Genomic DNA, 25,273 nt, shown 5'->3' with positions numbered 1-25,273 from the left:
GAATAATTAATGACAAGCATGTTAAAACGAGAATTAATGAACGAAACAGCTCCGAACCGTTCGACAGGAATCATTAACGGCAAGAGCTCAAATATTCTAAACTGGGATGACGTCCGATTTTCATGGGCGTTCCCTAAATACAAGCGTATGCTAGCTAACTTCTGGACGCCGTTTGAAATTAATATGGGTCAAGATATTAAGCAGTTCCCTCAGTTAACGGCTGACGAACAAGAGAGCTTTTTAAAAATCATCGGCCTGCTGGCGCTACTGGACAGTATTCAATCAGATTATGCTAGCAAAGTAGCTGATTATGTAACCGATTCTTCGATTAATGCTCTAATGATTATTTTAGCGCAGCAAGAAGTGGTTCATAATCATTCGTATTCATATGTTTTATCAAGTCTTGTACCAAAAGGAAAACAAGATGAAGTATTTGAATACTGGCGCACAGACGAAAAGCTTCGCGCTAGAAATGACTTTATTACAAACGGATATAAAGCATTTAGCGAAGAAGCAACGGTTGAAAACTTTTTGAAGTCTATGGTATATGATGTTATTTTAGAAGGCCTTTTCTTCTATAGCGGATTTGCGTTCTTCTATAATCTTGCGAGAAATCAAAAGATGGTGGCGACATCTACTATGATTAACTATATCAATCGTGATGAACAGCTTCACGTTGGGTTATTCGAAAAGATTTTCAAGGAAGTACTAAATGAAAATCCAGCTTATCGTACGGAGGAGCTAGAAACGTTTGTAGTTGAAACGTTCCAAGAGGCAGCTCGTCTTGAAATTGAATGGGCGGAATCTGTTATCGGAGAGAAATTCGACGGCATCACGATGAAAGAACTGCAGCAGTATATTGAATACATGGCTAATAAACGCTGTAATCAGTTAGGGTTCGGTCGAGCTGCTTTCCCAGAAGCACCGATTGAAAATCCCCTTCGTTGGATTATTGCTTACCAAGAGGTAGATTTAGGGAAAACGGATTTCTTTGAACAGAAATCACGACAATATACAAAAGCATCAGATGCGAATGGATTTGATGATCTATAAACACAAAAGCTGACTAATTTTCTTATTGATTAGTCAGCTTTTTTTAAGTGAATAAGTCCAAGTTCTAACGCACGTGTAGTAATTAAGTCATCAATTTCTTCTGGAATGTTTTCAAGTGTTCCCCATTTGTATGTCCATAAATGAGTGAACGATTGTACATAGATTGGAAAGGTTTGTTCATTTGCTTTTATTGCTTCTTCTTTAAAAAAATGAATCAATTGCTCAGTTTTCATACTAGTCTCCTTTTTTATGATCTTGAAGAGAGAAAAAAGACAACCCAGAGGCTGTCCTTTTGCGGGTTACGCTTCAGTTGGCTTGAACGTTTTACAGTCTGTTTCATAACTGCTTGCTGCATGTTTTCCGCTATGACTTACCACGTAAATTTCTTCTGCGCTGCAGTGATTTCCATTTTTCCAAAAGTGACAGTTATTTACTTCACAAAGAATGTTTTGTTCCAACGTTAACCCTCCTTTGTATGTGATAGCTATAGTATGGTCAAAATTCAACTAACTTATAAGAAAGGTGGTAGACTTTCATTTTAATTGAGAATTTTTATCAATTAAACATTGACAAAGAGAATCATTCTCAATTAAACTGTGTATATAGTAAAGAATACAGGTTGTTGTCAAATCATTAAATGAATAATTAATTGGGAGGGAACAAACATGTCATCAGTTATGGTTGTAGGAGGAGACAGGTTAAAGCATATTACAGATCGTTTAGCGGGAGAAGGGTTTAATGAAGTCATTCATTTAGATGGCCGTAAAAGCAATATGGTGAAGCGAGAAATACCCGAACATATTGGGTTTGTATTAGTTATTACGGATTTTATTAATCACAATATGGCAAAAGTCATTAAAGAGAAAGCAAAAAAACAAAAAAAACCGATTTATTTCGTCAAACATTCATGGAGTGCTATTCGTAAAGTGATTGAGCAAATTTCATGATTTAATTTTTAATCTTTATTGAGAATGAATTTCAATTAGGGTGGTGAGACATAGGTGGAATCGATAAAAGTGCACATAAAGACACTTTCTAACGACCACATCGAACAATTTATTCGATGTCCGTACAAATTTTATCAGCAGCAGCTTCTTTTGAAAAAAACATCTATAGATTGGAAACAGCTTGTTCAAGTAACTGTTCATCAAATCATTAAAACATACTATAGCAAGCCAGTTGAGTATCGCTCGAACCTCTATGTTTTACAGCTTATTGAAAAATATTGGCGCCTAAAGCCACATATGTTTTCATCACCTATTCACTATTACGATGCGTTAGCTAAAGTAAGCGATTATTTACTAAGGTTTTTAGGAGAGAAAGCACATGTGGAACTACCGCTTTTTGTGTTTGAGAAATACAGCGTTTATGTAGAAGAAATTCAAAGCAACCTTTCTCTAACAATTGATTTTGCTACATGGACAGAGAAGTCTTATGCGCTAACAAAATTCATTCTAGATGACCATGAAGAAGTGAAGAACGCAATGAAAGACTTTATAATCGTTTTTTCGAAACAAGCTTTTAAAAAGGTTCCTGAACAAATTCGTTTTTATTCATTATTAACTGGAGAAACAACAACTTATCATATTGCCCCACACGATTATCAAAAAGCCATACTTCAACTACATATTGTCAAAAGTGTGTTAATGGAACCAAAACATTTTCAAAAGAATTATGCATCCAGTGAGTGTGAAAACTGTCCTCTTCAACGAGAATGTTCTGAAGAAGGGGATGTGCGGCCAACACTGCTGGTGTAAAGGAGCGTTATTTACATGAAGAAAATCTTATTAGCTTATGCGAGTATGTCAGGTAACACAGAAGCGATAGCCGATTTGATCGAAGAAGAATTAGTCAAGCATGGATTGCATGTGAAACGAGCAGAAGTATATGACATTGATGCTTCTGATCTTGTGTCCGCAGAAGCTATTATCTTTGGAGCTTATACGTGGGGAGATGGAGAGCTGCCAGATGATTTTTTAGATCTTTATGATGAAATGGATGATATAGATCTCAGTCAAAAGCAGATGGCTGTATTTGGTTCAGGTGATTCATCATATGATGTTTTTTGCGGAGCAGTTGATTTAATTGAAGAAAAAATAAAGGAACGCAACGGAAATATAGCCGTTCCCGGTTTGAAAATCGAGCTCTCTCCCTTTGGAGAAGATGTAGAGAAATGTAAGGTATTTGCTAAAGATTTTGCTGAAATAGTAGCAAAATCTGCTGCTTTATAAGAAAACCCGGTCAAGTGCTGACCGGGTTTTTAATATGGCTTCTTTTTGCTGTATTCTTTATTATCTTTCATAAATAGACGCCAGAAATAAAAGAATCCAGGAAATAAAATCGCAAAGCCAACAATATACACAATAAATAACGAATGGAACGCATCGGGATGTGTAAATCCATTCTCAATCGTTACGTTTGGATACACGACATACGGTAAATGACTTCGTCCGTATACGTAACTTGCTAAGAAATATTGAAGGACGATTGATACCACGGCTAAACGAGGCATTCCTTTTCCTTTTTGAGAAGGCAGCAGCAGAGCAATACCAGCTATTACAAATAGACCTACAGATCCGTAAAGAAGAGGCTTAAACTGCATCATTTTATCATATAACCAACTGGCTTCTGATTGCATTGTAATCATAATAAAGATAGCCATTAGCAGTGAAAGAGGTCCTGTGATGAGCGCATCGCGCCGATAGACCGCATAAGCTTCCATTTCGTCAGATGACTTCGAGTAATCTGCTAATAAAAGAGACGAAAGAAACAGGGAAGAGGTAATGGCAAAACCAATAAATGAATAGACGTGCGGACTTGAAAACACTCTTGCTAAATTTAATCGCTGCGTTCCGTCAATTACATCAATAAATCCACCTTGACTTACTGGCAGTACGGCGATTAAAAAAGCAGGAATTAATACGCCAGATATACCGGATACATAAACCAACGCTCTCCGATATTTGAAGCTGCTAGCATAGTGTGAAAACACTAAAAATCCGCTTCGAATAGATAAGAGAAGTAAAATGATACTTCCCGGTACTAGTAGCACTGTTCCAAGCGTAAATGTAGCTCGAGGAAAAAAGCTAAACAGCGCAACAACAATCGCAACGATAAATACATTGGTTACTTCCCAAGTAGGCGATAGATATCTGTTTGCTACATCTGTAGCATTTGTTTTCGTACGGTTAATATATACCATCGACCAAAAACCAGCTCCAAAGTCCATCGTTCCCATTACGGCATAGATAAAAATGAAGCCCCATATTACAGTAATTGCTAGTAATGAATCACCCATATTCTCACATCCTTTTTAATCTGCTTGCGCAGCAAGCTCTTTAGAAAGCGGATTTCTTCTGAAATAAAACACCAGTACAAGGGCGACTGCGGCCACAAGTACGATATAAACAAGCAAAAATAAAAAAAATAGAATATGCAAATTAGCAGAAGTAGTAACCGCTTCCGATGTACGCATAATGCGGTAAATGACCCACGGCTGTCTTCCTGTACATGCAAAAATCCATCCGAATTCAATGCCCATGATGGCAAGAGGACCGGTTGCGACAAATGCCCACATGAAAATTTTCGGGAAGCTTTTCTTCTTTAAAAACTTGTACCAAACAACGCCCACTAGCGCCACTAAAATTAAAATCGATCCGATAATGACCATACCGTTAAACAAGGTGTGCACAAAAAGCGGCGGCCAATAATCCCTAGGGAAGTCATTGAGTCCAGTAATCACTGTATTAAAGCTATTACCCGACAAGAAGCTGAGCATCCACGGAAACTCAATTCCATACTTGACTCGCTGTTCTTTTTCATCTGTAAATCCGCCTAAAGCTAATGGCGCATGATCTTGCGTTTCAAATAGACCTTCAGCTGCTGCAAGTTTTTCGGGTTGATATTCGTATACTTTTTGCATCGATTCATGTCCATTCAAAGCTGTTACAAAAGAAAAAATCCCGCCAATTACTAATCCCATCATCAACGCTTTATGATGAAATTTATATTCTCTTGGATTATGTTTTCGCGCACGAAGCATTTTAAAGGCAGCGACTGAAGCAATGACAAAGCCTCCGGTTGTATAAGCAGAAACGGCTACGTGACCGGACGTTACAAAGAAACTCGGATTAAAGAAAGCTGCCCAAGGATCTACGCTTGCAATTTCGCCATTTAAAATTCGAAAGCCAGCAGGTGTTCCTTCAAATGCGTGCACGTTTGTAATTAAAACGGCAGAGGCAAGAGCTCCTATTGCTACTAAAATTAGACTGATAATCCTCATTTTTCGAGAAATACGGTCCGCTGCGTATACGTAAATAGAGAGAAAAAGAGCCTCAATAAAGAAAGCATAAATTTCAATTTGAAAAGGAAGAGCCATCACTTTTCCTACGATTTCCATAAAACCCGGCCAAAGCAACGCTAGTTGTACACCAGCAATCGTTCCCGTAGGAATAGCGACTCCAAGCAGGACAGCAGCTCCTTTTGTCCAGCGCTGTGCCATAAGTTCATAATCTTTATCTTTTGTTTTGTAGTAAAGAATTTCAGCCAATAAAATCATGAGAGGAATGCCGACGCCAAGAGTGGCAAAGATGATATGTACTCCCATGTTCAGACCAAACATTGAACGTGCAGTAACTAAATGATCCATTCATTTTTCAACCTTTCCAGTAAAGTATTGATAAACCTTATTGTCCACTTTTTACCACGCTTTATGCATCAGAATTGGTAAAACATATATCTTGAAAATAGTAATCATTACGATTATAATAAGTATATATTGATTTAAAGGAGAGATATTTAATGAAAACAAATATTCATCCAGACTATCGTAAAGTTGTATTTATGGATACAAATAGCGGAACATCATTTTTATCAGGATCTACAAAACAATCAAATGAGACCGTTCAATGGGAAGATGGCAACACATATCCGTTTTTAAAAGTTGAAATCAGTTCGGATACACATCCATTTTATACAGGAAAACAAAAATTTGCTGATAAAGGCGGCCGTGTAGAACGCTTTAAGCAAAAATATAAATTACAATAAAAAAACTAGCCGGGAGGCTAGTTTTTTTATTAATATAATGCTTTTTTCAGCGTATCAATGTTGTGTTGCATAATGGAGAAATAATCTTCTTTATTTTTAACATCGTTTTTCGTTAATGACTCTAAGTTATGAAGGGTTAAAGCTTGAGCTCCCACTTCATTTTTTACAAGCGTAGACACTTTAGGCTTTAAATTTTGGTCAAAGATAAAGTATTTGATATGGTCTTTTTTTGCTTGTTTTACGATGTTTTCTAATTGTTTTTGAGACGGCTCATTTGTAGGAGATAAACCAGCTACGCTAATTTGCTTTAAGCCGTATCGTTTTTCCCAGTAGCCATAGGCTGCATGTGATACTAAAATTTCTTTATGAGGTGCGTCGCCAATCGTTGTTTTTAGCTCTTGGTCTACATCTTCAAGCTGAGTCTTTAACGCTTGGAAGTTCTTTTCAAACTCTGCTTTTTTATCTGGTTTTAATTCAATAAGTTCATTCTTAATATTTTCTGCTAATTGAATAGCTAAAACAGGATCAAGCCAAACGTGAGGGTCTGTATCTCCGTGGTTATGCTCTTCTTCATGTGCATGTTCGTCTTCGTGGGCATGCTCATCTTCAGAACTCTTTGCTAGTTCAATTCCTTTTGCAGCTTCTACTAAAGCGACATCTTCATTCTTTAGCGTAGACTGTGCTTTATCTGCAAAGCCTTCAAGCCCAATTCCTGAGTAAACGAATGCGTCCGCGTTTGCGATTTTGACCATTGTTTTTGTGGTAGGTTCAAATGAGTGAGCATCTACACCGGTTGGTAAAATGCTTTTAGCTTCTACATATTTTCCACCGATTTTTTCAGTGAAGTCCTGTAAAGGGTAAATTGTTGTGTAAACTTCTAATTTTTTATTTTTATTATCAGATGCGTTATTTGCACTGCTTGAACTGCATCCTGCAAGAGCTGTTCCAATTCCTAATGCAAGCACCATTAAAAGTGGTTTGAATTTCATTATGTTGCTCCTTCCGTTCGTATCGTAACCATTTATGACCTATGTTATTATATCGTAATTATTACGATTTGAAAACTAAAAATTTACGCGCTTACTGTAAACTTAGGAAGGGGATCTTTGAGAGTAGCCCAATCTTGATTCATTTCCTCATTTGTCAGCAGGCAGTGGTCTAAAGTTTCAATTATTTCAGCTTTGTTCATATCAATACCAATGAATACAAGCTCGTTAATACGGTCTCCAAATTGTTCATCCCATTTCGCTCGTAATTCAGGTTCTTCCTTTAAGGTTTGTTCCCTTTCTTCCGGTGCGTAAGTTGCTACCCATTCACCCGCGCCTTGAATCATAATGGACGTACCCGCTTGAGAAAGAAGTCCTGCCATATTATTACGTGAAGCAAGCCAGAAAAATCCTTTTGCACGTACAATATCAACCGGCCAATTCTCTAACCATTTCATAAAACGTTCAGGATGAAGGGGACGATTCCTTCTATATACAAAAGAAGAAATACCGAACTCTTCTGTTTCAGGCGTATGGTGTTCTTCATTTAATTCTTTAATCCACCCGGCTCCTTGACTAGCTTTTTCAAAGTCGAATAAGTCGGTATGAAGTATGGATTCAAGTTTTACCTCACTATTAATTGTTTGGATAACAGTGGCCTCTGAGTTTAATTTGTGAAGAACAGCCTGTAGCTCATCTGCATCATCTTTTGTTAACAAATCAACTTTGTTTAATAAAATGACGTTTGCAAATTCAATTTGATCGATTAATAAATCAACCACTTCTCTTTTATCGTTTTCATCCGTTCCTTCTTTGCGGTCTAATAAGCTTTCGCCGGATGAAAAATCTTCCCAAAAGCGATTAGCATCTACTACAGTGACCATCGTATCTAATGAACACTTCTGAGTTAAATCGATGGCAAGGTCTTCATCAATATAAGTAAATGTTTGAGCAACAGGGATAGGTTCGCTGATTCCGGAAGATTCAATGACAATATAATCAATATCATCATTGTCAGCGAGGCGTTCTACCTCTTTCATTAAATCATCTCGAAGCGTACAGCAAATACAGCCATTTTGCATTTCAACAAGTTTTTCTTCTGTTCGAGAAAATCCGCCTTGTTTAACTAAGTCTGCATCAATATTTACTTCGCTCATGTCATTGACAATGACCGCGACCTTTAAACCTTCTTTATTTTTTAAAATATGGTTCAAAAGAGTTGTTTTACCTGAACCAAGGTATCCGCTTAAAACGGTAACGGGAATTTTTTTCACTGTTATAACCTACTTTCTTGTTTGTAAATAATAATGATTACGATTTAACACTTTTCATCTTATAGGAAAAAGTATTATAATACAAGAAAGAATTTTTTTTATGAAGGAGAAGACAGCAGATGAGCTTATTACAAGATGTTTTAGAATTCAACCAAAAATTTGTAGAAGAAAAGAAGTATGAACTTTACGAAACAAGCAAATTCCCTAATAAAAAAATGGTTATTTTATCGTGTATGGACACAAGATTGGTAGAATTACTTCCACACGCTTTAAATCTGCGTAACGGAGACGTGAAAATTGTTAAAAACGCAGGAGCGCTTGTTTCACATCCATTTGGAAGTATTATGCGAAGCATTTTAGTAGCTGTGTACGAGCTTCAAGCAGATGAGGTATGTGTAATTGGTCACCATGACTGCGGAGCAGGTAAACTTCAGGCGGAACCTTTTTTAGAGAAAGTAAGAGCAAAAGGCATCTCAGATGAAGTGATTAATACCATTGAATATTCTATGGACTTGAAACAATGGTTAACGGGTTTTGATTCAGTAGAAGAGACTGTTCAGCATAGTGTAGAGACAATCCGTAATCATCCTCTATTTTCAAAAGATACTCCTGTACATGGACTAGTTATTGATCCAAATACAGGAAAGCTAGATGTTGTTGTAAATGGGTATGAAGCAATCGAAAACAACTAAAGCTTAGTGTGATTTTTTCTCAGGTACTTCATCGATGCCACCCGGATGGAACGGGTGGCATTTTAAAATGCGTTTTACAGTCAAATAAGATCCCTTTACGGCACCGAAGCGTTTAATGGATTCAACTCCGTACTGGGAGCAAGTAGGGTAAAACCGGCACCTTGCCGGAAGAAAAGGTGAAATTCCTTTTTGATATCCTTTTATAAGTAAAAGCAAAAGCTTTGCAATCATTTATTATCACGTTCTTTCTTTCGTGTTTGCTCATACTATAAGGGATAGAAGGAATAAAAAGCAACTAAAAGAAATAAAGGTTATTAAATGGATGAAATATATCGGAATTGCATGTTATGATAGGTGAAAGAAGAAAAAAGGAGTGGTATTATGCCATCAGTAGAAAGTTTTGAGCTAGATCATAATGCGGTTAAAGCACCTTACGTAAGACACTGCGGTGTTCACAAAGTGGGAAGCGACGGCGTTGTAAATAAATTTGATATTCGTTTTTGCCAGCCAAACAAACAAGCAATGAAGCCCGACGTTATTCATACATTAGAGCATTTATTAGCTTTTAACATTCGTACTCATGTAGAAAAATATGATCACTTTGATATTATTGATATTTCGCCTATGGGATGTCAAACTGGGTACTACTTAGTAGTGAGCGGCGAGCCAACTGTGCGTGAAATTATTGACTTGTTAGACGATACGTTAAAAGATGCAATTAACATTACTGAAATTCCAGCAGCAAACGAAAAGCAGTGCGGTCAAGCGAAACTTCACGATTTAGAAGGAGCAAAACGCTTGATGAAGTTCTGGCTAGAACAGGACAAAGAAGATTTAGAAAAAGTATTTGGCTAAAAATAAGCAGTCCGCTGGGCTGCTTATTTTATTTGAAAAAAGATGAAGAAGTTTCTCTGAGTCTAAAGAAAGGGAAATGTCTCTTTTTATGAAAAAAATGTTTTAATCAACTAAAAAAGGGTACAACTATATTATACAAAGAGTTCACAAAGGAGCGAAAAACATGGCAGCAAACGTAAATGAAATCGTTAATAAACAAGTAGCGAATTTTAGTGTAATGTACATAAAACTTCATAACTTTCACTGGTACGTAAAAGGTGAACAATTCTTCACTCTTCACGAAAAGTTTGAAGAGCTGTATACGGAAACAGCTACCATTATTGATGACCTTGCAGAACGCCTTTTAGCATTAGAAGGAAAACCTGTGGCAACAATGAAAGAATCGTTAGAACTTTCTTCTATTAAAGAAGCTGATGGAAGCGAAACGGCTAAAGACATGGTTGCTTCTTTAGTAAGCGATTTTGATACGCTAACTGCTGAATTAAAAGAAGGAATGGACGCAGCCGGTGAAGCGGGCGATGAAACAACAGGAGACATGCTGCTAGCCATTCATCAAAGCTTAGAAAAGCATACGTGGATGTTAAAATCATTCCTAGGAAAATAATTAAAACCTGCGAGTAATCGCAGGTTTTTTTATGATAAGATGGACGAACACTTTTCTTTCACCGGCATATACTGTAGGGATATGACTGCTGAAAGGGTGAAAAAAGTGGATATGCAGAAGCTTTCTGTCTTGATAATTTCAAGTTTAGGTTCACTGGCTTTTTTTTTATTTGGAGAGTGGGACTATTTACTAATGGCTTTAGTAGCATTAGTGGCAATGGATTACTTGACAGGCACGATTGCAGCTTTTATAAATAAACGTTTATCTAGCAAAGTAGGTTTTAAAGGAATTGCCAAAAAGATTTTTATTTTTGCCATGATTGCTGTAGCGAACTTTATCGATTCTGTATTTTGGGAAAACGGTCATATTATTCGAGATGGAGCTATTTTGTTCTATATTTTAAACGAAATGATTTCAATTACAGAAAACGCAAGAATTGTAGGGGTTCCGATTCCAGAGCCGTTAAAAAAAGCAATAGCGATTTTAAAAGACCGCTTTAAATCTTAGAGTGTATAAAAAAAGAATAAGATACAAATAAGAAAGATAAGTTGGCACTAGAAAGAAGGAGCTGAATATCTTTCATGACAAAAAAATATTATGTATCTCTGAGTTCAGGGGAAATCAATCAGTCAAATACTGCTTCAGATTGGAATTATGCGATTGAAGCAACAGATGAAGAAGTGGAGCAGCTGAGAACCTATTTAGATCAGCGCGCTTCAAGCGATTGGTCAAGCTTTTGGCGATCACATATTCCGTATCTGGAGTATCATCATGATTCTCAAAATGATATGTACGATAAAACAACAGTTGACATATATGCCATGCTTTATAAGCTGGGAGACGATGAAACAAAATCACATATCAAACAGATGAATATTTTATCTTCAGATAGAATGGAATAAGGGGTAAAAAGCAAATAAAAAAAGTACGAGCATACTTTTCTTATCAGGTATGTCCGTAATGTATGATAAAATAAGGGAAAAATCAAATGGAGTTTGAGTCGACCATGTACACATTTAAGGATGCATATCATAATCAAGTATTTTTATCATTTGAAAAAAATCCATTCTCGAAAACTCCACGTCATGTTTGGGTCGTATGCAGGTATGAAAATCAATGGTTGCTAACTAATCACTCAAAACGAGGTTTAGAATTTCCCGGAGGAAAGCTAGAAGGCAATGAAGTACCAGAAGAAGCAGCGGTTCGAGAAGTATTTGAAGAAACAGGCGGAGAAGTCTCTTCTTTGACTTATATTGGTCAGTACAAAGTAGTAAGTAAAGGAAAGACCATTATTAAAAATATTTATTTTGCTACTATTGGAAATGTAATTAAAAAAGAAGACTACATGGAAACAGATGGTCCCGTAATGATTGATGAACTACCTTCGGGCATTCAAAAAGATGATGCATACAGCTTCATCATGAAAGATAATGTTTTACAATATGTAATGAAATATGTAAAGAGAACATTTTTGTAAAAGCATCGTATCAATAAAAATCCCCCCGTTTGTACGGGGGGATTTTTTATGAGCGTCGGATCAATTTCTTTTCTAAATAAGCAACGCCTTGGTACATAATCGTAGCGAAAATGGCAATTAATAATAAGCTGAGAAGAACAAGAGTAAAGTTGAAGACTTGGAAACCATAAATAATCATATATCCAAGCCCTTTCGAAGAAACTAAAAATTCTCCTACGATGACGCCTACCCAAGATAAGCCGACATTTACTTTAAATGTGGAAATAATGGCAGGCATGGAAGCTGGAAGAATAGCTTCTTTAAAACAGCGGGTTTTCGTTGCCCCGAAGCTTTTTAGTAATTTAATATAGTTTGGATCAACTTCTTTAAAGGCTGTGTAAACGACGATGGATGTAATGATAACGGATATAATCGCTCCCATCGTTAAAATTGAGAAAAATCCTGGCCCGATTGCTACAATTAAAATAGGGCCCAGCGCTACTTTAGGCATGGCGTTTAAGATAACGAGGTAAGGATCTAATATATGTGCAAGCCTAGTTGAATACCAAAGGGCCGTTGCAAGTAAAATACCTAGTAATGTGCCTAGAATGAAGCCAAGAACCGTTTCAAATAATGTAAAACCAATATGTTCTGCAAGCGAGCCGTCGGCAAGTTTAATTAGAAATAAATGCCATACTTTAGTAGGAGAACTGAAAATTAAAGGGTCAATCCACTTTAAACGAGAAGCCAGTTCCCAGAAGCTAAAAAAGGCTAAGAACATGACCAGCTGCACGCTCAGTACTAATCGTTTTTCGCCCCGAACCTTGCGAAGGTAGCTTTCGTGAAGAGTATCTAGGGAGCTAGTGGGTTTCAAGTTGATCAAGCTCCTTCCATATGTCCATAAATAAATCGTTATAGACAGGATGCTGTCGTGCTTCAAACGGAGAAAGGGTTCGTAAAATAGAAGGAACCGTGAATGTTTTTGCGATTTTTCCCGGCTTGGCTGAGAATAAAAAGATTCGGCTGCTCATAGCAATGGCTTCGCCGATATCGTGCGTGACCAAAACAGCCGTTTTTTGATAAGTCATCAGCGTTTTGGAGACAAGTTCTTCAAGCTTGAGTTTTGTTTGAAAATCAAGTGCTGAAAAAGGTTCATCCAAGAGTAAAATAGCGGGGTCAATGGCAAGTGTTCGGACTAAAGCGACGCGTTGTCTCATGCCTCCGGATAACTGGTGTGGATATAGGTCATCTACGCCTTGTAGACCAATTTCTTTTAGGAGTAACAGTGCTTTACTCTCTGTTTTATCTGTTAGCTGTCCGCGAATTTCAAGACCAAGTAAAATATTTTCTTTAATGGTTTTCCACGGAAACAAATAATCTTGTTGAAGCATATAACCGATGTTTGGGACTGATGTTCCGATATTTTCACCGTCTATTGTGACAGAGCCGGACGTTGGTTCAATCAAGCCTGCAATAATCGATAGAAGCGTCGTTTTTCCACATCCGCTTGGGCCGAGAAAGGAAACAAATTCTCCTTCTTCAATAGACAAATTAATATGTTCAAGTGCAGTGGTAGCAGACTTTGTCGTAAGATACATATGCTGAACATCTTGAATGTGAAGTTTTGTCATATTACTCACTCATTGCATCTTTTGCGAATTTTGTGTTGACTAGCTTGTTGTGATCGATGTGTCTTGGAAGTTCTCCAGATTCATCCATTATTTTTTGTAAATGATCCCACTCTTTTTGATCTAATAAAGGGTTGGTTGCAAAAGATTTTTGGGATTTATAGCGGTCAATTACGGTTTTTAGCGTGTCTTTAGGTGTATCTTCAAAATACGGTGCAACCACTTCAGCAATTTCATCTGTGCTATGTGTATTCACCCATTTTTGTGCTTTGTAAATAGCTCGAGTAAATTTAGCTGCTGCTTCAGGGTTATCTTTTAAATAGCTTTCTTTGGCCATAAATGTTGTATAAGGAACTGTTCCTGATTCTTTTCCGAAGGAAGCAACGATATGTCCTTTTCCTTGTTTCTCTAAAATACTAGCCGTTGGCTCAAATAATTGAACGTAATCTCCAGTACCAGAAGCAAAAGCATTCGCAACGTTAGCAAAATCAATGTTTTGAACGAGTTTTACATCTTTTTTAGGATCAATATTATGCTGTTTCAACACATATTCCCCTACCATTTGCGGCATGCCGCCTTTACGTTGACCAAGAAACGTTTTGCCTTTAAGCTGATCCCATGAGAATTGATCGACTTTTTTACGCGCTACTAGAAATGTTCCGTCTGTTTGGGTTAGCTGCGCAAAGTTGATGACGGGATCACTAGAGCCCTGTGCATATACGTAGATCGAAGTTTCAGAGCCGACTAAGGCGACGTCGATGCCGTCAGATAAAAGTGACGTCATTGTCTTATCTCCGCCCCACGTTGTTTTTAAATCTACCTTTAGTCCTTCTTCTTCAAAAAAGCCTTTTGAAATAGCGACGTACTGGGGAGCATAAAAGATAGAGCGAGTTACTTCACCAACGCGCACCGTCTGTACAGATGTTGTTTTGCTGCAGCTAATTAGTGGGATGAGTAAAATCATAATAGCAAGCAAAGAAAAAAGCCATTTGATTGGTTTCATAAAGCAAACCTCCTTAAAAGAATAAAATATTTTATGATAATGTATGTAAGAAAGTAGAAGAAGGTGAGTGCCTACATAACCATGTGGAAAATCAAAGAAGTATTAGCCAACGATTGAAAGTCCACCGTGGCGGGAAAAAGTATACCAGTCGTATAAAGAATGGAGGAAAAAAATGAAAGATGGAACAATTCTTCATAAACAGCGTTTCCCATCATCAAACCCTCGCGTGGCGCTGTGGGTGATTACATATGCATGTCAAGGGCTTAAGATTAAAGGAATGCTCGCAGAGCCAAAAGAAAAAGGAATGTATGACGGCTTTTTATACTTGAGAGGAGGTATTAAGAACGTAGGAACGGTTCGTCCTGCTCGACTCATTCAATTTGCTTCTCAAGGTTTTATTGTGATGGCTCCGTTCTATAGGGGAAATCAAGGAGGCGAAGGAAACGAAGATTTTGCAGGAGATGATCGTTACGATGCTTTTGCTGCTTACGATTTATTGAAACAGCTCCCTAACGTCAACCGTGACCGCATTCATATTTTTGGGTTTTCAAGAGGGGGAGTGATGGCTTTACTCACAGCCATTGAAAAAAACGACAGCCGCTCTCTTGTGTTATGGGGAGGCGTCACGGATATGGTGCTGACATATGAAGAAAGAGAAGATTTAAGAAGAATGATGAAGCGGGTGATTGGAGGAACGCCTTCTAAATATCCTGAAAGATACGAATGGAGGACACCTTTGCACCGTGCTCATCTCGTCGAGCCGCCGGTCTTGCTTATTCATGGTTTAGAAGATAAAAACGTGTCGATTGATCATTCCTATCAGCTCGAATCTAAACTAAAGAAGTCCAATAAAAAAGTTACCAGCTGGTACTTCGAAAACTTTCCACATGCTTTTCCACCAAAAGAAAACCGAGAAACGGTGAAGAAGTTAACGAAGTGGATGAAAGCGCAATAAAAGATATGCTACGATAGAGAAAACAAGTAGAATAACAGTGAGGAGTGAGAAAAAATGGGGATGCCGCTAGAATTAAATACAATGATTGTGACAAAAGGCAACGAAAAGCGTGTAACGGATAACATTTTTCAAATTGAGAAAAAAGGATATCGCTTGTATCCGTTAGATATTCCATTAAACATTCACAAAACGAAAACTGGAGAATGTATTGGAACTGCTGTTGTGCGTAAGGTAGAAATGGAACAGGAAAAAACCATTGTCACATATGAACTGACAAAATTACACTCGACTAATTAAAAAACCGATCGTCTCTAAGACGATCGGTTTTTTATTAGACTCTAGGTCCGCCTAATGTTGAAATATCAGATGCTACATCATTAAAACGCTTGAAATTAGCTTTGAATTTAGCAGCAAGCTCAGTTGCTTTTTGATTATAAGCTGTTGCATCGTTCCATGCTTTAGAAGGCTGAAGCACTTCATCAGGAACTCCCGGAACATGAGTTGGAATCGATAAACCAAAAATAGCATCTGTTACTGTTTCGGTATTAGCTAGTTCTCCTTCAAGGGCTGCTTGAACCATAGATCGAGTGTAACTTAACTTCATTCGTTCGCCCACGCCGTATTCACCGCCGGTCCATCCAGTATTTACAAGGTAGACATTTACATTATGTTCATCGATTTTCTTTCCTAGCATTTCTGCATAAGTTGTTGGAGCAAGAGGTAAGAAAGGCTCACCAAAGCATGTAGAGAAAGTAGCCTGTGGCGATGTTACGCCGCGCTCTGTTCCAGCTAACTTACTAGTGTATCCGCTCAGAAAATGGTACATCGCTTGTTCTTTTGTAAGCTTGCTGATTGGAGGCAAGACGCCGAAGGCATCAGCAGTTAAAAAGACAATAGCTGTAGGGTGCCCAGCAACGCTTGGCAATACCGTATTATCAATAGAGTCAATTGAATAAGCGGCACGAGTATTCTCTGTTAAACTATTATCATTGTAATCTGCTACTTTCGTATTTTGATTTAACACTACATTTTCCAGTACGGCGCCGAAGCGAATTGCATTGAAAATTTGCGGTTCTTTTTCTTCGGAAAGCTGAATGCACTTCGCGTAGCATCCTCCTTCAATATTAAATACACCAGAGCTTGACCAACCGTGCTCGTCATCTCCGATTAAACGACGGTTTGCATCAGCAGAAAGCGTTGTTTTACCCGTTCCAGATAAACCAAAGAATAATGCAACGTCACCTTCTTCTCCTACGTTAGCAGAACAGTGCATGGATAGAATATTGTTTTGAGGAAGCAAGAAGTTCATCACTGAGAAAATAGATTTTTTCATTTCACCAGCGTATTCAGTTCCTCCAATTAGCACAATACGTCGCTCTAACGAAAGAATAATGAAGGTTTCAGAATTTGTCCCGTCTGTTTCAGGATCAGCTTTGAACGTTGGAGCTGCTACAATTGTAAACGGCTTCACATCATCATTTGTTTTTTGTTCGGCTGAAGGGCGAATGAATAACTGCTGAGCGAATAGGTTGTGCCATGCAAATTCATTAACTACTTGAATTGGTAACTGATACTTTTTATCAGCTCCAGCATATCCATTAAAAACAAAAAGTTCATCCTGCTTCTTTAAGTGGGTTAAGACTTTTTTGTATAGCGCATCGAATCGCTGAGCAGAAATTGGCTGATTGACAGGTCCCCATTCAACCGTTTTTGAAGACACAGCATCGCTTACAATAAATTTATCTAAAGGAGAGCGACCTGTATATTTCCCAGTTTCGACTGACACAGCACCTGTAGAAGTCAGCGTTCCTTCGCGTCGAGCTAGAATTTTTTCAACAAGTTGTGGAACAGATAATTGGTGTTTTGTTGTTTTTAATTGAAGCAAACCATTTAATTCGATAGACATATCAACAGTACTCATGTGCACTACCTTCCTTTTTTAGCTATTATTTATTCATTAATGTTTGAAATTTATAATTAGTATAACACATTTATTTAATTATTCTATACTATTTAACTAAAAATGTTTGTGTATTATAAAAAAATGTACGTTATACCTATTTTAGACACATGTATATGTGCTAGAAGCGAAAAAAGTGAAGCTATTTTAAGTGAAAGCCTCATTTTGATCTGTCTTATTAACCAAACTTAGTAATAATTCTTAATAAGATGTACTATTTCAGAATTTGAGTATGTTACATTAAAACCGATTCAAACATAAAGAGATGATTTCCATTTGAATGTTGTTGACAGTGAAGCGCTTTTTCATGTATTATATGTCCTTGAACGGATACTCTCTTATCCCGAGCTGGTGGAGGGACAGGCCCTATGAAACCCAGCAACCATCGTCATTTTTTTGTGTAGACGATAAGGTGCTAACCTGATGCAAGGGCACAACCTTGATCGATAAGAGTGAAAGGCTTATGTAGAATTTGATACCTTTCCTCGATACAAGGAAAGGTTTTTTTATATTTTTTAACGTGTAATGAAAATAAGGGAATGAGTACCGTATCACAATGTATCGTATTTATAAGGAGGAAAACTGATGTCAACACAACGTCGTCTGTTCACGTCAGAATCTGTTACAGAGGGACATCCCGATAAAATTTGTGACCAAATTTCTGACTCAATTCTTGATGCTATCCTAGCAAAGGATCCAAATGCTCGTGTTGCTTGTGAAACAAGCGTAACAACTGGTTTAGTTTTAGTAAGTGGTGAAATTACAACTTCTACTTACGTGGATATTCCTAAAACAGTTCGTGAAACAATTAAAGGAATTGGCTATACTCGTGCAAAATACGGATTTGATGCTGAAACTTGTGCAGTATTAACATCTATCGACGAGCAGTCAGCTGATATCGCTGCTGGTGTAGACCAGGCGTTAGAAGCACGTGAAGGTCAAATGTCAGATGAAGAAATCGAAGCAATCGGAGCTGGAGACCAAGGGTTAATGTTTGGTTATGCATGTAACGAAACAAAAGAATTAATGCCTCTTCCAATTTCATTAGCTCATAAACTTGCTCGCCGTCTAACAGAAGTACGTAAAGAAGAAATTCTTCCTTACCTTCGCCCGGATGGTAAAACACAAGTAACAGTTGAATATGATGAAAACAACAAACCTGTTCGCATCGATACAATTGTTATTTCAACTCAGCATCACCCAGAAGTAACGTTAGAGCAAATTCAACGTAACTTAAAAGAATATGTTATTAATCCAGTTGTTCCCAACGAGTTAATTGATGAAAATACAAAGTATTTCATTAACCCAACAGGACGTTTCGTAATCGGCGGTCCTCAAGGAGATGCTGGTTTAACTGGTCGTAAAATTATCGTTGATACTTACGGCGGATATGCTCGTCACGGCGGCGGTGCATTCTCTGGTAAGGACGCAACAAAAGTAGACCGTTCAGCAGCTTATGCAGCTCGTTATGTTGCGAAAAACATTGTAGCAGCTGATCTTGCTGATAAATGTGAAGTACAACTAGCATATGCAATTGGTGTTGCACAGCCAGTATCTATTTCAATTGATACATTCGGTACAGGAAAAGTTTCTGAAGAAGTACTAGTAGACGTAGTACGCAAAAACTTTGATCTACGTCCAGCAGGCATCATTAAAATGCTTGATTTACGTCGCCCAATTTATAAGCAAACAGCAGCTTACGGCCACTTTGGTCGTACGGATGTGGAGCTTCCTTGGGAGTTCACAGACAAAGCGGAAGCATTAAAAACTCAAGCTTTAGCTAAATAATAAAAAAATCTCCGTGAAAACGGAGATTTTTTTATGCCCATTGAATACCTGCAGCAGATTTTTCTACGACACCTTCATATTCTGAAAGCAAATGCTGAAAAATGGCGTCCCATGATTGAGTAAGAGCATATTGTCTCGCTGCATGCCCAAAGTGAAGCCGCTGATGCAAATCATCGAGTAAATCTGTAATAGCCGAACTGAATTCTTCTAAGGAGTGAGGTTTGCAAAGGTAGCCGTTTCGCCCGTGCTGAACCATCTGTTTAACTCCTCCTGCATTTGCTGCCACTACAGGAGTTCCAGAAGCAAGAGACTCCAGCACAACATTTCCGAAGGTTTCTGTTTCTGAAGGAAAAACAAACAAATCAGATGATGAATAGATATGAGCAAGTTGCTTACCTTCAAGGAAGCCTGTAAATGTCATATGCTCAGATGCTTGCTGCTGCATTTGTTCTTTTAAAGGGCCGTCTCCCACAATAACCCAGTGAATTTGATGGCGGATATGATCGGGCAGAGATCGTGCAATTTTTATTAAAAAATCAGCGTTCTTTTCTTTAGCTAATCTTCCTACATACGTTAAAATGTAGGGCTTTTTAATATTATATTTAATACGAATATCAAAGCGGTCATAGTGGGGATGAAATAATCTATGATTTACTCCTCGCGCCCAAATAGCTACGTTGTGAAACCCTTGCTCTTCTAGCTGCTGTTTGGTCACTTCAGAGGGAGCGAATATTTTTTGTACAGGTTTATAAAACCATTTCATATATTTTTGCAGTGGTACACGCATTTTTTCAAGTTCATAGTGAGATAAATAATCATCAAAATTGGTATGATAAGAGCCGACAAGAGGAACACCTAATCTTTTCCCGTAATAGGAGCCGCAAAGCCCCATTGTAAAAGGAGTGGCCAAATGAATAATAGAAGGATTGAATTCCTGCAGCTGCTTTTTAATTTTTAGAACGTTTGGCAATGAAAAGCGGCTGTTTGGATAAAGAAAAAACGGCATGCTGGGCGAACGGTGAACATACGTTGAAAATGACTGATCATGAGCAAATTCTGGAGCAAATACCTGGATGGGAATTTGCTTTGATTTGACGTACTGAGTAAATTGATAAAGTGTTTTAGCAGCTCCGTTAACTTCTGGAGCAAATGTATCCGTAAATAAAGCAATTCTCATTAGTACTCCTCCTATCATTAAGTTAAAAATATGTTCAGTGAAACAGCACCTGAAAAGATGCCCAGTATCAGGCCCACCATGACATCCGTCGGATAGTGCAGACCGAGATAAATTCTTGAAATTCCTACCGTTACTGCAAGAGGCAAAAGAACAGCAGCGAAGGCTGGATAAACAATCATAAGAGGGGTAACCAACGAAAAAATAGCTGTTGTATGCCCAGATGGAAATGAATGATCTTTTAATGGATTTTCTAATACTTTTGTATGTTTTAATTGAATATAAGGTCGTTTTCTCGGATATAGTTTTTTAGCAATGGCCACAGGAATATGACTAACGGCTAGAGAAAACCCACAAGCGTAAGCGACGGATGAAGGATGCAGAAATAGCAGCAAGCACGCTATCACAATGGTAAACGTGGCTCCTCCGGCGTGAGTTAGTAAACGTAAAAATCTATTTAAGTGCTTTCGATCAAAATGTTGGTTTACGCTTTTGAATAATCGGCATTCGGCATCGTATACATACTGAATTAACTTGGCTTTCATAGAGTCGCTCCCTTTTCAATAAATACGTCTTTATTATTCAGTTTAATCTTTAATTGTGGAGGCAGTACTAAAACGATGTAAATTAATATGGAAATTTCTTTACAATTGTGGAGAGAATAGAACATGATTGGAGAGTTTGTGGAGATACTAAAGAAATTCCCTCAGTATGACTTTCTGAGGGAACGTTTCCTTTATAATGAAGAATCAGATTTCTTAATAGACTTATAATACTGCCCTTTTTCTACGTATTCTGTGCGAATGCGCTGCATATCTTTTAAATCCTCTTCTGTCAGAGTGCGGATCACTTTAGCAGGTCGGCCGAGTGCGAGAGTATTAGGCGGTATTTTTTTACCGGGAGGCACTAAGCTTCCAGCACCGATAAAAGCACCTTCACCAATTTCCGCACCGTCTAAAATAATAGAACCCATGCCAATGAGCGCGCGTTTGCGGATGATGGAGCTATGTAAAATAACTTGATGTCCTACTGTTACATCATCCTCAATAAGCAAAGGAGCATTTGGGCTTTGATGGAGTGTTGATTGATCTTGTATATTTACTCGTTTACCAATAATCGTAGGTGAAACATCTCCTCTAATAACAGTGTTAAACCAAATGCTGCTTTCTTCACCGATGGTGACGTCTCCAGTAATCGTTACATAGTCTGCGATGAAGCAACTGGGTGCAATGGTAGGCATTTTTTCTTTATACGGATAAATCATCAAATCATCTCCCTTTATTAGTTGAAAAAAAGTAGTAAATCTTCTAATGTAAGTGTACAAAGGTTTTTTAAGCAGGTAAACAAAAAAAGGAAGAAGGAGTAACTCAAATGCATAAATGGGAAGCAGTAAATCCAAAAGGCGTTATTGTCATGGTCCATGGAGCAGCGGAGCATCACGGACGCTATCGCTGGCTGATTGAGATGTGGCGTTCGGTTGGAATGCACGTAATTATGGGAGACCTTCCTGGCCAAGGCTTAACAACAAGAAGAAGAGGACATATCCTATCCTTTGATGAATATGTGTATGAAGTGGAAGAATGGGTACGTGAAGCGCAAAAATATGATTTGCCTATTTTTCTGTTAGGCCACAGTATGGGAGGACTGGCGGTTATTCGTACGCTCCAGACAAAAAACCTCCCTATATGGGGTGCGATTCTCTCCTCTCCTTGTCTAGGATTAAAAGAGCAAGTACCGGCTTATTTAGATATGCTATCTAAAGGGTTGAATAAAGTCATGCCGAACAAACTTTTTGATTTGGGTCTCACTGTTGAAAAAGCAACAAGAAACCAAGAAGTTCGAGATGAAGATGAAAACGACTCACTGTATGTTACAAAAGTTTCTGTAAGATGGTACCGGGAATTGATCCAAGCTGTCAACTTAGCTTTTAAAGATATCGATCGTTTGCCTGATGTCCCGCTTCTTGTGATGCAGGCAGGAGAAGATAAAATTATTGAAAAGCTGATTGTTAGGCAGTGGTTTGATGAAATAGAGCTAAGTGAAAAAATCTACAAAGAATGGTCTCAGCTGTATCACGAAATCTTTAATGAGCCTGAAAGAGAATACGTTTTTACATATGCGAAAAGTTTTGTTGATCTTCACATTTAATAAGTGCGGTAAGAAATTGAGGTGAAAATAAATGAAGATTCCGTCTCATCCTATTTCCTTAATGAGAAAAATTTATCGAGAAGTGTTTCCTGTCGTTCATCATGAGCTTAATCATTGGCGCGAACGAGCAAAAGAGATTCCTAATAAAGAATTGCGTACTCAAGCATTGGCAAGTATCGATACAAAAACTTTTCATTGTGAAGGAGGCGGTATCCTATCGATTTTAGCGAAAGAAAACATGATTGAATGCGTGAAATTTATTGTTGCCTATCAAACAATCAGCGATTACTTAGATAACTTATGTGACCGCAGCAACTCGCTTGATCCTAAAGATTTTGCCGCCTTACATGAATCGATGCCAGATGCGTTGACCCCTCATGCACCTCTTGGGGATTACTATCGTTTTCGAACGGATAAAGACGACGGAGGATACTTAGCCGGACTTGTCCAGACTTGTCAGCAGTCCTTGCGAAAAGCTTGTAATTACCATATAGTCTCTTCACATTTATTAGAACTAGCTAATTATTATTGTGATTTGCAAATACATAAGCATGTTGAAATCAAGGAAAGAGTTCCACGATTAGAGAATTGGTTCGATGCTCACCGGCACAGTGTTCCTGAAATGGAGTGGTATGAATTTTCAGCGTGCTCTGGTTCAACGTTAGGAATTTTTTGTTTAGTTGCTTATAGCTTTCAAGAAGAGATGACCGAAGAAATGACGCAGAAAATAAAAGCAGGATATTTTCCTTATATTCAAGGCTTACATATTTTACTCGATTATTTAATTGACCAAGAAGAAGATAAAGCAGGAGGAGATTTGAACTTTTGTTTTTATTATCCTCATTATCAGCAAATGATGGATCGCTTTTTGCATTTTGTCGTAAAAGCGGACGAATATGCTAAAAAACTGCCGGATTATCACTTTCACTGCTTTATCTATAAAGGACTCTTGGGCGTTTATTTGTCGGATCAAAAAGTGAGGGCACAAAAACATGTTCATGTGAATGCACGTAGGTTAATAAAAGCGGGGGGAGCTCTCAGCTACTTTTTCTATATCAACGGACGCTTGTACCGAATGTTAAAAAGATAAGCCATATGCGGCTTATCTTTTTTCAATAGCAATGATGAAGGGAGGGTTGTTTTGCTGATTCATGAAACGATATTGTAAAACGTGAACGTCTTTTTGATCAAGATTCTGGACATACGTTAGTAAATCGTCTCTTTCTTGTTTCCCCTGTTCGTGTCCGTGATAAATAACGAGCACAATCACTCCTTCAGGTGCTAGCAAATCAAGTAACTGCTCAATTGCAGAGATTGTTGTTTCAGAAGTGGTGACGATGTCTTTATCTCCACCTGGTAAATAACCTAAATTAAAGACAGCTCCTGTGACTCGTCCATTAATAGAGTGGGGAAGCATGTTTATATTGCTATGGCTTTCTTGGATAAGCGTGACTCGTTTTTCTACATGATGTTCTGTCAATCGCTGCTGAGTTGCTTGAATGGCTTGGGGCTGAATGTCAAATCCATATACATGACCTGTATCTCCGACTAAGTTAGCTAAGAATAATGTATCATGTCCATTTCCTGCTGTAGCATCAATCGCGACATCTCCTTCCGCCACAGCATTAGTGAGCAACGTGCGGGCAAAAGGCAGGATACGTTCTATTTTCATCTTTCCATCAACTCTTTTTCGTAATATTTTCCTTGATAGCTTTGGCGACGTTCGAGCTCTTGATCAATGGCATTTAACACGCTCCACTTATTCACGCTCCACATCGGTCCAACCATGAGGTCTATCGGTCCATCGCCTGTAATACGATGAACAATCATCTCAGGAGGAATTACTTCAAGCTGATCGCATACAAGTTTTACGTATTCTTCAAATGAAAGAAATTCAACAAGGCCCTTTTCATACTGTTTGACCATAGGAGTTCCTTTTAGCAAATGAAGCAGATGAATCTTAATTCCTTGAACGTCTAATTTTGCTACTTCTCGTACCGTTTCCATCATCATATTAGGTGTTTCTAAAGGCAAGCCATCAATGATATGAGAACAAACGCGGATACCGTGTTTTCGAAGATTTGCTACGCCATCTACATAGCATTGATGATCGTGTGCCCGGTTGATAAGCAGTGAAGTTCGTTCATGAACAGTTTGCAGTCCAAGCTCTACCCATAGATAAGTTCGTTCATTTAATTCAGACAAGTACTCCACCACATCGTCGGGGAGACAGTCAGGGCGCGTGGCGATAGAAAGCCCAACAACTCCGGGAAGCTTTAAGACAGCTTCATATTTTTCACGAAGCTCCTCGACAGGAGCATGAGTATTAGTAAATGCTTGAAAGTAAGCAACGTATTTTCCGTCTTTCCATTTATGATGCATTTTTTCACGGATTTCATTAAATTGTGTCACAAGGTCATCCGCTCTGTTTCCGGCAAAATCCCCCGAACCGGCAGCACTGCAAAACGTACAGCCGCCGTGAGCTACCGTGCCGTCTCTGTTTGGACAATCAAATCCTCCATCTAAGGCTACTTTAAATACCTTATGGCCAAAGTGGTTACGTAAGTGGTAATTCCAGGTATGATAACGTTTGTTTTCAGATTTATACGGAAATGGGTTTGTCTGATTCAAATCAGCAACCTCCTTTTTAC

At 38.1% G+C, this 25,273-nt stretch carries 32 protein-coding genes and 1 riboswitch; of the genes, 16 read left to right on the top strand and 16 right to left on the bottom strand.

The window, feature by feature from the left end; translation table 11 throughout:
• The first annotated feature begins 9 nt into the window (after positions 1-9).
• The gene (locus tag MMB68_RS05700; protein ID WP_013059560.1) at positions 10-1,053 is read left to right on the top strand and encodes a ribonucleotide-diphosphate reductase subunit beta; all 1,044 of its coding nucleotides are present in this window, start codon (positions 10-12) and stop codon (positions 1,051-1,053) included.
• 29 nt (positions 1,054-1,082) lie between these two features.
• Here MMB68_RS05700 and MMB68_RS05695 read toward each other — a convergent pair whose 3' ends face one another.
• On the bottom strand, positions 1,083-1,286 hold the full coding sequence (locus MMB68_RS05695) for a hypothetical protein (RefSeq protein ID WP_013059559.1): 204 nt from the start codon (positions 1,284-1,286) through the stop codon (positions 1,083-1,085).
• Between the two features lie 66 nt (positions 1,287-1,352).
• A complete protein-coding gene (locus tag MMB68_RS05690; protein ID WP_013059558.1) occupies positions 1,353-1,511 on the bottom strand; it encodes a DUF1540 domain-containing protein in 159 nt (52 codons plus the stop codon).
• 207 nt (positions 1,512-1,718) lie between these two features.
• On the opposite strand from MMB68_RS05690, the gene MMB68_RS05685 reads away from it, so the two are divergent.
• From MMB68_RS05685 to MMB68_RS05675, 3 genes are read left to right on the top strand one after another with little or no spacing between them, the layout of a single operon-like run.
• Positions 1,719-2,000 carry a DUF2325 domain-containing protein gene (locus MMB68_RS05685; protein WP_013059557.1) on the top strand — a complete coding sequence of 94 codons (282 nt, stop codon included), beginning with the start codon at positions 1,719-1,721 and terminating at the stop codon, positions 1,998-2,000.
• A gap of 54 nt (positions 2,001-2,054) precedes the next feature.
• On the top strand, positions 2,055-2,810 hold the full coding sequence (locus MMB68_RS05680; protein WP_260506762.1) for a hypothetical protein: 756 nt from the start codon (positions 2,055-2,057) through the stop codon (positions 2,808-2,810).
• 15 nt (positions 2,811-2,825) lie between these two features.
• Entirely contained in the window at positions 2,826-3,284 is a 459-nt protein-coding gene (locus tag MMB68_RS05675; protein ID WP_221784727.1) for a flavodoxin, read from the top strand.
• A 29-nt stretch (positions 3,285-3,313) separates the two neighbouring features.
• On the opposite strand, the gene MMB68_RS05670 is transcribed toward MMB68_RS05675, so the two are convergent.
• The gene (locus MMB68_RS05670; RefSeq protein WP_217026759.1) at positions 3,314-4,351 is read right to left on the bottom strand and encodes a cytochrome d ubiquinol oxidase subunit II; all 1,038 of its coding nucleotides are present in this window, start codon (positions 4,349-4,351) and stop codon (positions 3,314-3,316) included.
• 15 nt (positions 4,352-4,366) lie between these two features.
• Positions 4,367-5,701: a cytochrome ubiquinol oxidase subunit I gene (locus MMB68_RS05665; protein ID WP_221784726.1), complete on the bottom strand. Its 1,335-nt coding sequence runs from the start codon at positions 5,699-5,701 to the stop codon at positions 4,367-4,369.
• A gap of 152 nt (positions 5,702-5,853) precedes the next feature.
• Between MMB68_RS05665 and MMB68_RS05660 the strand changes: the two genes are divergently transcribed.
• Positions 5,854-6,099: a type B 50S ribosomal protein L31 gene (locus MMB68_RS05660; protein WP_221784725.1), complete on the top strand. Its 246-nt coding sequence runs from the start codon at positions 5,854-5,856 to the stop codon at positions 6,097-6,099.
• A gap of 29 nt (positions 6,100-6,128) precedes the next feature.
• Here MMB68_RS05660 and MMB68_RS05655 read toward each other — a convergent pair whose 3' ends face one another.
• Together MMB68_RS05655 and MMB68_RS05650 are read right to left on the bottom strand one after the other, a co-directional pair.
• Positions 6,129-7,088, bottom strand: a complete 960-nt coding sequence (locus MMB68_RS05655; RefSeq protein WP_221779468.1) for a metal ABC transporter substrate-binding protein — start codon at positions 7,086-7,088, stop codon at positions 6,129-6,131.
• Positions 7,089-7,171: 83 nt separating this feature from the next.
• Positions 7,172-8,359 (bottom strand): GTP-binding protein, encoded by a 1,188-nt coding sequence (locus MMB68_RS05650; protein ID WP_221784724.1) that lies wholly within the window; start codon positions 8,357-8,359, stop codon positions 7,172-7,174.
• A 119-nt stretch (positions 8,360-8,478) separates the two neighbouring features.
• Between MMB68_RS05650 and MMB68_RS05645 the strand changes: the two genes are divergently transcribed.
• Positions 8,479-9,051, top strand: coding sequence for a beta-class carbonic anhydrase (locus MMB68_RS05645; RefSeq protein ID WP_221784723.1), 573 nt, complete (start codon positions 8,479-8,481; stop codon positions 9,049-9,051).
• Positions 9,052-9,054: 3 nt separating this feature from the next.
• Here MMB68_RS05645 and yidD read toward each other — a convergent pair whose 3' ends face one another.
• A complete protein-coding gene (gene yidD / locus MMB68_RS05640; protein WP_013059548.1) occupies positions 9,055-9,282 on the bottom strand; it encodes a membrane protein insertion efficiency factor YidD in 228 nt (75 codons plus the stop codon).
• A gap of 150 nt (positions 9,283-9,432) precedes the next feature.
• On the opposite strand from yidD, the gene MMB68_RS05635 reads away from it, so the two are divergent.
• The 5 genes from MMB68_RS05635 (at position 9,433) to ytkD (ending at position 11,987) form a co-directional block, all read left to right on the top strand.
• Positions 9,433-9,906, top strand: coding sequence for an S-ribosylhomocysteine lyase (locus MMB68_RS05635; protein WP_013059547.1), 474 nt, complete (start codon positions 9,433-9,435; stop codon positions 9,904-9,906).
• A 163-nt stretch (positions 9,907-10,069) separates the two neighbouring features.
• On the top strand, positions 10,070-10,510 hold the full coding sequence (locus tag MMB68_RS05630; RefSeq protein ID WP_013059546.1) for a Dps family protein: 441 nt from the start codon (positions 10,070-10,072) through the stop codon (positions 10,508-10,510).
• A gap of 81 nt (positions 10,511-10,591) precedes the next feature.
• Positions 10,592-11,017, top strand: a complete 426-nt coding sequence (locus MMB68_RS05625; protein ID WP_014457957.1) for a phage holin family protein — start codon at positions 10,592-10,594, stop codon at positions 11,015-11,017.
• A gap of 74 nt (positions 11,018-11,091) precedes the next feature.
• Positions 11,092-11,412 (top strand): hypothetical protein, encoded by a 321-nt coding sequence (locus MMB68_RS05620; RefSeq protein ID WP_028410467.1) that lies wholly within the window; start codon positions 11,092-11,094, stop codon positions 11,410-11,412.
• Between the two features lie 104 nt (positions 11,413-11,516).
• On the top strand, positions 11,517-11,987 hold the full coding sequence (gene ytkD, locus MMB68_RS05615) for an RNA deprotection pyrophosphohydrolase (protein ID WP_221784753.1): 471 nt from the start codon (positions 11,517-11,519) through the stop codon (positions 11,985-11,987).
• A gap of 46 nt (positions 11,988-12,033) precedes the next feature.
• On the opposite strand, the gene MMB68_RS05610 is transcribed toward ytkD, so the two are convergent.
• From MMB68_RS05610 to MMB68_RS05600, 3 genes are read right to left on the bottom strand one after another with little or no spacing between them, the layout of a single operon-like run.
• The gene (locus tag MMB68_RS05610; protein ID WP_192995517.1) at positions 12,034-12,840 is read right to left on the bottom strand and encodes an ABC transporter permease; all 807 of its coding nucleotides are present in this window, start codon (positions 12,838-12,840) and stop codon (positions 12,034-12,036) included.
• Positions 12,827-13,597 (bottom strand): ABC transporter ATP-binding protein, encoded by a 771-nt coding sequence (locus tag MMB68_RS05605; protein ID WP_025750714.1) that lies wholly within the window; start codon positions 13,595-13,597, stop codon positions 12,827-12,829. The genes MMB68_RS05610 and MMB68_RS05605 overlap by 14 nt, the downstream gene beginning before the upstream one ends.
• Before the next feature lies 1 nt (position 13,598).
• Entirely contained in the window at positions 13,599-14,597 is a 999-nt protein-coding gene (locus MMB68_RS05600) for an ABC transporter substrate-binding protein (RefSeq protein ID WP_221784721.1), read from the bottom strand.
• Between the two features lie 172 nt (positions 14,598-14,769).
• On the opposite strand from MMB68_RS05600, the gene MMB68_RS05595 reads away from it, so the two are divergent.
• Both MMB68_RS05595 and MMB68_RS05590 read left to right on the top strand, forming a co-directional pair.
• Entirely contained in the window at positions 14,770-15,552 is a 783-nt protein-coding gene (locus MMB68_RS05595; protein WP_221784720.1) for an alpha/beta hydrolase family protein, read from the top strand.
• A 54-nt stretch (positions 15,553-15,606) separates the two neighbouring features.
• Positions 15,607-15,849 carry a DUF2584 domain-containing protein gene (locus MMB68_RS05590; RefSeq protein WP_013085261.1) on the top strand — a complete coding sequence of 81 codons (243 nt, stop codon included), beginning with the start codon at positions 15,607-15,609 and terminating at the stop codon, positions 15,847-15,849.
• 34 nt (positions 15,850-15,883) lie between these two features.
• Here the strand turns inward: MMB68_RS05590 and pckA are convergent, their stop codons facing one another.
• The gene (pckA, locus tag MMB68_RS05585) at positions 15,884-17,473 is read right to left on the bottom strand and encodes a phosphoenolpyruvate carboxykinase (ATP) (protein ID WP_221812661.1); all 1,590 of its coding nucleotides are present in this window, start codon (positions 17,471-17,473) and stop codon (positions 15,884-15,886) included.
• A 374-nt stretch (positions 17,474-17,847) separates the two neighbouring features.
• Positions 17,848-17,965: riboswitch (SAM riboswitch) on the top strand.
• 132 nt (positions 17,966-18,097) lie between these two features.
• Here pckA and metK point away from each other — a divergent pair.
• On the top strand, positions 18,098-19,300 hold the full coding sequence (gene metK / locus MMB68_RS05580) for a methionine adenosyltransferase (RefSeq protein ID WP_013059536.1): 1,203 nt from the start codon (positions 18,098-18,100) through the stop codon (positions 19,298-19,300).
• Positions 19,301-19,331: 31 nt separating this feature from the next.
• Here the strand turns inward: metK and MMB68_RS05575 are convergent, their stop codons facing one another.
• From MMB68_RS05575 to MMB68_RS05565, 3 genes are all read right to left on the bottom strand, one after another.
• Entirely contained in the window at positions 19,332-20,477 is a 1,146-nt protein-coding gene (locus tag MMB68_RS05575) for a glycosyltransferase family 4 protein (RefSeq protein WP_221784718.1), read from the bottom strand.
• 17 nt (positions 20,478-20,494) lie between these two features.
• Entirely contained in the window at positions 20,495-21,019 is a 525-nt protein-coding gene (locus tag MMB68_RS05570; protein ID WP_221784717.1) for a phosphatase PAP2 family protein, read from the bottom strand.
• A gap of 191 nt (positions 21,020-21,210) precedes the next feature.
• Positions 21,211-21,738 carry a gamma carbonic anhydrase gene (locus MMB68_RS05565; protein WP_014457969.1) on the bottom strand — a complete coding sequence of 176 codons (528 nt, stop codon included), beginning with the start codon at positions 21,736-21,738 and terminating at the stop codon, positions 21,211-21,213.
• 107 nt (positions 21,739-21,845) lie between these two features.
• Between MMB68_RS05565 and MMB68_RS05560 the strand changes: the two genes are divergently transcribed.
• Together MMB68_RS05560 and MMB68_RS05555 are read left to right on the top strand one after the other, a co-directional pair.
• Positions 21,846-22,622 carry an alpha/beta fold hydrolase gene (locus MMB68_RS05560; RefSeq protein ID WP_013059532.1) on the top strand — a complete coding sequence of 259 codons (777 nt, stop codon included), beginning with the start codon at positions 21,846-21,848 and terminating at the stop codon, positions 22,620-22,622.
• 31 nt (positions 22,623-22,653) lie between these two features.
• Positions 22,654-23,712, top strand: coding sequence for a tetraprenyl-beta-curcumene synthase family protein (locus tag MMB68_RS05555; RefSeq protein ID WP_057233135.1), 1,059 nt, complete (start codon positions 22,654-22,656; stop codon positions 23,710-23,712).
• Positions 23,713-23,724: 12 nt separating this feature from the next.
• Here the strand turns inward: MMB68_RS05555 and mnmM are convergent, their stop codons facing one another.
• Both mnmM and mnmL read right to left on the bottom strand, forming a co-directional pair.
• Positions 23,725-24,294 carry a tRNA 5-(aminomethyl)-2-thiouridylate-methyltransferase MnmM gene (mnmM, locus tag MMB68_RS05550; RefSeq protein WP_221784716.1) on the bottom strand — a complete coding sequence of 190 codons (570 nt, stop codon included), beginning with the start codon at positions 24,292-24,294 and terminating at the stop codon, positions 23,725-23,727.
• Positions 24,291-25,253: a tRNA modification radical SAM protein MnmL/YtqA gene (gene mnmL / locus MMB68_RS05545; protein ID WP_221784715.1), complete on the bottom strand. Its 963-nt coding sequence runs from the start codon at positions 25,251-25,253 to the stop codon at positions 24,291-24,293. Before mnmL ends, mnmM begins: the two co-directional genes overlap by 4 nt.
• Positions 25,254-25,273 lie beyond the last annotated feature (20 nt).

The organism is Priestia sp. Y58 (genome assembly GCF_029522095.1).
Classification (GTDB): Bacteria; Bacillota; Bacilli; order Bacillales; family Bacillaceae_H; genus Priestia; species Priestia megaterium_E.
This window is presented reverse-complemented; position numbering and strand designations above follow the sequence as displayed.